The 6,051-nt window shown below is 30.4% G+C and carries 6 protein-coding genes and 1 rRNA gene; 6 read left to right on the top strand and 1 reads right to left on the bottom strand.

All coding sequences use genetic code 11. The features are described from left to right. The 4 genes from rrf to CLVI_RS16920 all read left to right on the top strand — a co-directional run. Nucleotides 1-93, top strand: a 5S ribosomal RNA gene (gene rrf / locus CLVI_RS16935); the annotation flags it as partial. 374 nt (nt 94-467) lie between these two features. Continuing rightward, nucleotides 468-2,018, top strand: a complete 1,551-nt coding sequence (locus CLVI_RS16930; RefSeq protein ID WP_106061408.1) for an alkaline phosphatase — start codon at nt 468-470, stop codon at nt 2,016-2,018. Between the two features lie 27 nt (nt 2,019-2,045). Then, entirely contained in the window at nt 2,046-3,209 is a 1,164-nt protein-coding gene (locus CLVI_RS16925) for a YibE/F family protein (protein ID WP_106061407.1), read from the top strand. A gap of 103 nt (nt 3,210-3,312) precedes the next feature. Next, a complete protein-coding gene (locus CLVI_RS16920; protein ID WP_106061405.1) occupies nt 3,313-3,738 on the top strand; it encodes a CBS domain-containing protein in 426 nt (141 codons plus the stop codon). A gap of 164 nt (nt 3,739-3,902) precedes the next feature. Here the strand turns inward: CLVI_RS16920 and CLVI_RS17595 are convergent, their stop codons facing one another. After that, nucleotides 3,903-4,067 carry a hypothetical protein gene (locus CLVI_RS17595; RefSeq protein ID WP_170065709.1) on the bottom strand — a complete coding sequence of 55 codons (165 nt, stop codon included), beginning with the start codon at nt 4,065-4,067 and terminating at the stop codon, nt 3,903-3,905. 165 nt (nt 4,068-4,232) lie between these two features. On the opposite strand from CLVI_RS17595, the gene CLVI_RS16915 reads away from it, so the two are divergent. Continuing rightward, the gene (locus CLVI_RS16915) at nt 4,233-4,997 is read left to right on the top strand and encodes a hypothetical protein (RefSeq protein ID WP_106061403.1); all 765 of its coding nucleotides are present in this window, start codon (nt 4,233-4,235) and stop codon (nt 4,995-4,997) included. Nucleotides 4,998-5,070: 73 nt separating this feature from the next. Further along, on the top strand, nt 5,071-5,931 hold the full coding sequence (locus CLVI_RS16910) for a hypothetical protein (protein ID WP_106061401.1): 861 nt from the start codon (nt 5,071-5,073) through the stop codon (nt 5,929-5,931). The last annotated feature ends 120 nt before the right edge of the window (nt 5,932-6,051 follow it).

Raw genomic sequence — 6,051 nt, 5'->3', positions numbered from 1 at the left:
ACACTCCTTTCCATTCCGAACAGGAAAGTTAAGCTCTATTGCGCCAATGGTACTGCATGGGCAACTGTGTGGGAGAGTAGGACGTTGCCAGGTGAGTAAAAAAGGATAGTTTATACTATCCTTTTTTTTGTGTTAACAATTTAGCACTCTTTTCATTCGTATTCTATGTTCACTTCGGGGAATAAATAAATTAGAAGATCGACAAGCTTTGGCCAGCGCTGGTGAATGTTTACCGGAAAACTGGATTTCAAGTCATGAAAGATTTGCAAGAGAAGCAAATAGTGAACTAGTGTACCTCCCTTGTGGACATTACATTAATGCACATAATTTTAACAATAATTTTACAGTTCCTTTACCTATTAATAAAATTGTGCTAACAAAGGAATATTATACTAATTAATAGAAAGAGGATAACTATAAAAGTTAAAAACAAATATGATTATTAATAGTAAAGGGGATAGGGGATAATGAATAAGACAATAAAAAGAATTTTGGTATCAATGCTAGCCTTAGCAATGGTATTAGGAGTAGGCTATACAATTAATAGTCAAATGAAACGGCAAGAAGTAGAAACAGTATCAGGTGAAAATTGGAAGGGTAAAACACCAAAGTATATATTTATGTTCATTGGTGATGGTATGAGTTTTCCACAAATCCAAGCAACACAATATTATAAAGGTATAGAAGAACATGGTGCAATTAATGCAAAAGAGGGGAACTATCCAAATCCTGAAAAATTATCTTTTATGAATTTCCCGATATCAGGAACAGTAACAACTTATGATTCAACATCAGTTTGTCCAGATTCGGCATCAACAGCTACATCGCTTTCAACAGGTAATAAAACAATAAGTAGTGTAATTAATATGGATGAAACAAAAACAAAATCTTATGAAACAATAACAGAAAAGTTAAAAAAACAATTAGGATATAAGGTTGGAATAGTATCCTCAGTAAATATAGATCATGCAACCCCAAGTGCATATTATGCTCACGTGCCAGCTAGAAGTAATTACTATGATATAGGACTTCAACTTGTAGATTCTAACTTTGATTATTTTGCAGGTGGAAAGCTTTTATCAGATGATTCTAAAGAAGTAAAAGAAGAAGGAAAGACACCAATACAAACTTTAGCAAAACAAAATGGATATACAGTAGCTAATACAAAATCAGATATAGAAGCTTTAAAGAATGGTGATAAGGTTATCGCACTTTGTCCAGATGATGAAGCAGAAAAAGAAAGTGGAGCTTTGAAATATGACTTAGATCGTACAGGCAGCGAATTAACACTGGCAGACTACACTAAAAAAGGTATAGAAGTACTTGATAATGATAAAGGATTCTTTATGATGGTTGAAGGTGGAAAAATTGATTGGGCTGGTCATGCTAATGATGCAGCATCAAATATACATGATACAGAATCTTTTGATGATGCAGTACAGGAAGCAATTAATTTCTATAATGATCATCCTGATGAAACATTAATTTTAGTAACTGGAGATCATGAAACTGGTGGACTTACACTAGGATTTGCAGGAACAAATTATGATACTTATTTACAAAATTTATCTAATCAAAAGGTATCTTATACACAATTTGATAGGAGTATTGCAAAGTATAGGGAAAATAAAACATCTTTTGATGATGCAATGAAAGATGTTGAAACAAACTTTGGTCTTAAGAGAGCTGGATCAGCAGGAGAAGCAACAAAAGGTGGAATGGTATTAACAGATTTAGAGGAAGCAAAAATTAAAGCAGCTTATGATCAAAGTATGATTGAAAAGGATAAGAGAACTCAAGATGCAAATGAGTATGTAATGTATGGAAACTATGAACCATTTTCAGTAACACTAACACACATTTTAAATAATAAATCAGGAGTTGCATTTAGTTCATATTCACATACAGGATTACCTGTAGCTATGATGGCAAAAGGATCAGGTCAAGAATTATTTAGTGGATATTATGATAATACAAATGTATTTGATAAGATTAAAGCTATAACAAAAGTAGAATAGGATATCTATAAAGAGGAGAATGTCTAAATGTTTAAGGATTTTCATAGACGTAATACTATTCCAATAGTAGTAACGTTAATAGCAATAATTTTGCTTGTATTTTTACCTAATAAATTTCCGGAAAAGGCATATGAGAATACAGACAGAGTAGCTGCAAGGGTATTGAATACAAATGAGAGCTTTATTGTAAATACAGGGCTTATTAAAGTTGGAGAGCAGCTATGTGATGTGGAAATACTTCAAGGAAAATTTAAAGGTAAGACAACTCAGGGAACTAATAGATTATCAGGATCCCTTGAGCAAGATAAGATATTTGAAGTTGGAGATAAAATATTAGTTACTCTTGATTATACCGGTGATGAAATTAGGGTAGCAACACTCGTAGATCATTATAGGCTTAACTATGAAATTTTACTGGTAGTAATTTTTATTATTGTACTTATTGGTTTTGCAGGAATAACTGGTATAAAATCAATTTTATCTTTTATATTTACAGTGTTAGCTATGTGGAAGGTATTAATACCTTTATTTTTACAAGGATATAATCCTGTAATGGTAGGTGTGATAACTACTATGATATTAGCAATTACAATAATAGGATTAGTTTATGGAATAGATAAAAAATCACTAGCTGCAATAATTGGAGCATTATCTGGTGCTCTTGTGACTTGTTTTATGGCATTGTTTTTTGTAAGTAAATTTAAAATTCATGGTGCAGTTATGTCATATTCAGAATCTCTATTATATTCAGGATATGAAAATTTAAATCTTACACAAATATTCATAGCTAGTATATTTATAGCATCTTCGGGAGCTGTTATGGATGTAGCAGTAGATATTACATCGGCAGTTGCGGAAGTAATAGAAAAAAAGCCAAGTATAACAAAGATAGAAGCTATTAAGTCAGGAATAAATGTTGGACGTTCAATTATGGGGACTATGATGACAACATTATTATTAGCATATTCAGGAGGATATATTGGATTGATTATGGTATTTAGGGCACAAGGCACACCAATAATAAATATTTTAAATTTAAAGTATGTGTCGTCAGAAATACTGCATACTCTAATAGGTAGTTTTGGACTTATAACAGTAGCGCCATTTACTGCACTGGCAAGTGGTCTTCTCTTGGGAGCAAAAAGAAGAAAATCTAAAATTTCAGATAATAATGTAGATGTTTTGAGATAATTAATTGAGGAATAGAACTAAAAAAATGGTAAAAATTTATAAGTAAGAATGCCTTTAATAAGGGAATACTAATCTAGTAAACTATATGAAAGAGGTGTTTTAAATGAAAGTAAGAGATATAATGACCACATCAGTAGTTAGCTTATCAGTAGAGGATACTGTGGTAAAAGCAGCTTCGATAATGAAAGAACATAATGTAGGATCTGTACCAGTATGCCAGGGTAGTAATGTTGTAGGGATTATTACGGATAGAGACATAACTTTAAAATCTGTAGCATCTGGAGTAAACTCAAATAGTCAAAATGTTAGAGAAGTAATGTCTTCAGATCCTGCGTTAGGATCTCCTGATATGAGCTTAGATGATGCTTCTAGGATGATGAGTGAACAACAAATAAGAAGACTCCCTATAGTTGAAAATCAACAATTAGTTGGAATTATTGCTTTAGGTGATTTAGCAGTTCAACCTAAATCTGATGAAAAAGCAGGTAATGCTTTAAGTAATATATCTCAACAAAGTCCACAACAGTAATATAATTTTATTACGGTAACAACTAAGTAAATTATAACAGAAAGACCCTATAAAGTAGATCCAGTTAGTTTTGAGACAAATATGCCTCTTTATTTAACTGTCTACCTTATAGGGTCTATTATTTTACCCCCTAGCTCTTATTTTAATATTTTAGATTAAGATATTTAATTACCAAATCTGTTGAAATGTTGACTTTTAAATCCCTCTTGCTTGATGGACTTATGTTTTGCATTAGGATTATGGTTATGCCCTTCTTCAGTTATTGGAGTTTGATTATTACATTTTTCCATTCTTGCTTCTTTATTATCTGGTTGACTATCTTTTGTCATTAAAATACCTCCTTAGCATAGTATTTTCACACAATTAGTTTGTACAGTACTATATAAATTATCCACTTATCCTTAAAAATAATAGAATAAACAAAGATTAGATAGGAGTAATTTTAGGGTATAAATACAAATACTATTCATATTAAAGTAGTTAGGAGAATAGTTATGATAAAGATATTATTACCACAAATAGCGAAGATAACACCAAAGGAAGTATTAGAGGAAATTAATAAGTTTGAATATATTAATAAAAGTCCATATAGTTCAACTTATTATAATGTACCAGAAATTACTTGGGACTATAAGCCTGAAGGAAGTTTAAGGATATCAGACCATTGGAATTTTGTATCTCATGGAACTAAGCATTGTCTTTTAGCTCACACAGAAGAATTAATACAAAATAATTGGATATTAGCAAAGTATATAGAGGGTAAGTATCATATTTTAAAGGAATTTGGAAGCAATGTTCCAGGATATAAGTTTATTGAGGTAAATAAAAATGAACTAGAGTTACTTAAAGATTTATATAATAAGGAAGGTATAGTTAGTTCGAAGGAGTGGTATAAAAAGTATCAGAAGAGACCCGACTTAGCAAAGGAAAGTCATACAAAGAATAAGAAGGTATTATTAAAAAATATAAGTGATGAGAGGCTAAAGAAATTTAAGAAGGAAAACAAAGATATAAAAAAAGTAGTTTTTATTGAAGAAAAGTATATGAGTACCATTCAGATAGCTTTAACTTTGTATCAAAAGAGTCGTGAACTTGATGAGATATGTAGGACAGAAGAAGGAATTAATAAATTGATTAATACCTATAAGGCATACGAGTTCAAGGGCGATGAGAGTGAATCATTTGAAAAAATATCTATCTTAGTTTTAGATAATGGAATGGCAATTAAGTCAGTAAGCATAATTGTAGATTATGATTAACTTTAAAGTTTGACATAAATAAATAGTTACTTTATAATTTGGTTATAAATGGAAAAAGGAAGAGTGAATTGACATGATGAGTATTATTAAAACCGCAATTATAACTATAGTGATATCATTTATATCTGGATTACTGTTAGATTATTATAGAAATTTAGCACCTAGAATATTATGTAATATAGGAAAGTGCGTACCTATAAAAATTAATAACAAAAAAATTTATGAATACATTATTACTGTTAGAAATATATCGAATAAAATAATTCGTCAGGTAACTCTAAATATACAAAGCTCACAAAATAACTTAAAAATTGAAGGTGCCAAAATAACAAAAGGTTTAAAATTTGATTCTTTAATAAAAGATAACATTTTTGATGTCAATATTCCTTTCTTAAGTAAGAATGATGAATTTTCAGTTACAGTATGTGTAGAAAATCAACGTGGAGTGCGTAATAAACCCGTTATTATAATTAGATCACCTGAAAATTTTAAGGAAGTAAACTCTGTAGAACACAAGAGATTTCTATCCTTATTGTTTAACATACCTAAAAATATAAATAAAGAAAATAGAGAAATATTCCATAGAAATAAGAAACCTAGTAAAAACAAAAAGGCAATGATAATCGCAGTATCAGCTATTTTAGTTATAATTATTGGAGCTTTAACAAGATTTTATTTAAGCGAGATGCCTAGTAGTACACAAACTGATGTTCAAAAACAGTCTACTGATGCAGCTAAATCAGCAAATGGAACAACTAAAAATACAGATGCGAAGACATCAACAGATGAAACAACTAAAAATGCAGATGCAACCAAATCAACAGTTGAAACAACTGGAAGTACAGATACAAATACATCAACAGTTGAAACAAGTGGAAATACTGATGCAACTAAATCAACAGATAGAACGACTGAAAATACAGATATAAAGTAAGCGGTTAATAACTCGTCACGTTGACAGTCATTAACCGCTTATTTTCAATCCTTTTTATTTAAATAGCATTCAGCAGGAAGATTACTCCATGGAAATAGTGATTTAAATAAATCTGGATCA

The sequence above is a fragment of the Clostridium vincentii genome, from assembly GCF_002995745.1.
In the GTDB taxonomy this organism is placed as follows: Bacteria; Bacillota; Clostridia; order Clostridiales; family Clostridiaceae; genus Clostridium; species Clostridium vincentii.
The sequence above is the reverse complement of the archived record's forward strand: the minus strand, read 5'-3'. Positions and strand labels throughout refer to the sequence as shown.

Coding starts and splice junctions, on each gene's coding strand:
- CLVI_RS16925 (WP_106061407.1), top strand. CDS start 2,046: ATGTTTAAGGATTTTCATAGACGTAATACTATTCCAATAGTAGTAACG.
- CLVI_RS16920 (WP_106061405.1), top strand. CDS start 3,313: ATGAAAGTAAGAGATATAATGACCACATCAGTAGTTAGCTTATCAGTA.
- CLVI_RS16915 (WP_106061403.1), top strand. CDS start 4,233: ATGATAAAGATATTATTACCACAAATAGCGAAGATAACACCAAAGGAA.
- CLVI_RS17595 (WP_170065709.1), bottom strand. CDS start 4,067: ATGACAAAAGATAGTCAACCAGATAATAAAGAAGCAAGAATGGAAAAA.
- CLVI_RS16910 (WP_106061401.1), top strand. CDS start 5,071: ATGATGAGTATTATTAAAACCGCAATTATAACTATAGTGATATCATTT.
- CLVI_RS16930 (WP_106061408.1), top strand. CDS start 468: ATGAATAAGACAATAAAAAGAATTTTGGTATCAATGCTAGCCTTAGCA.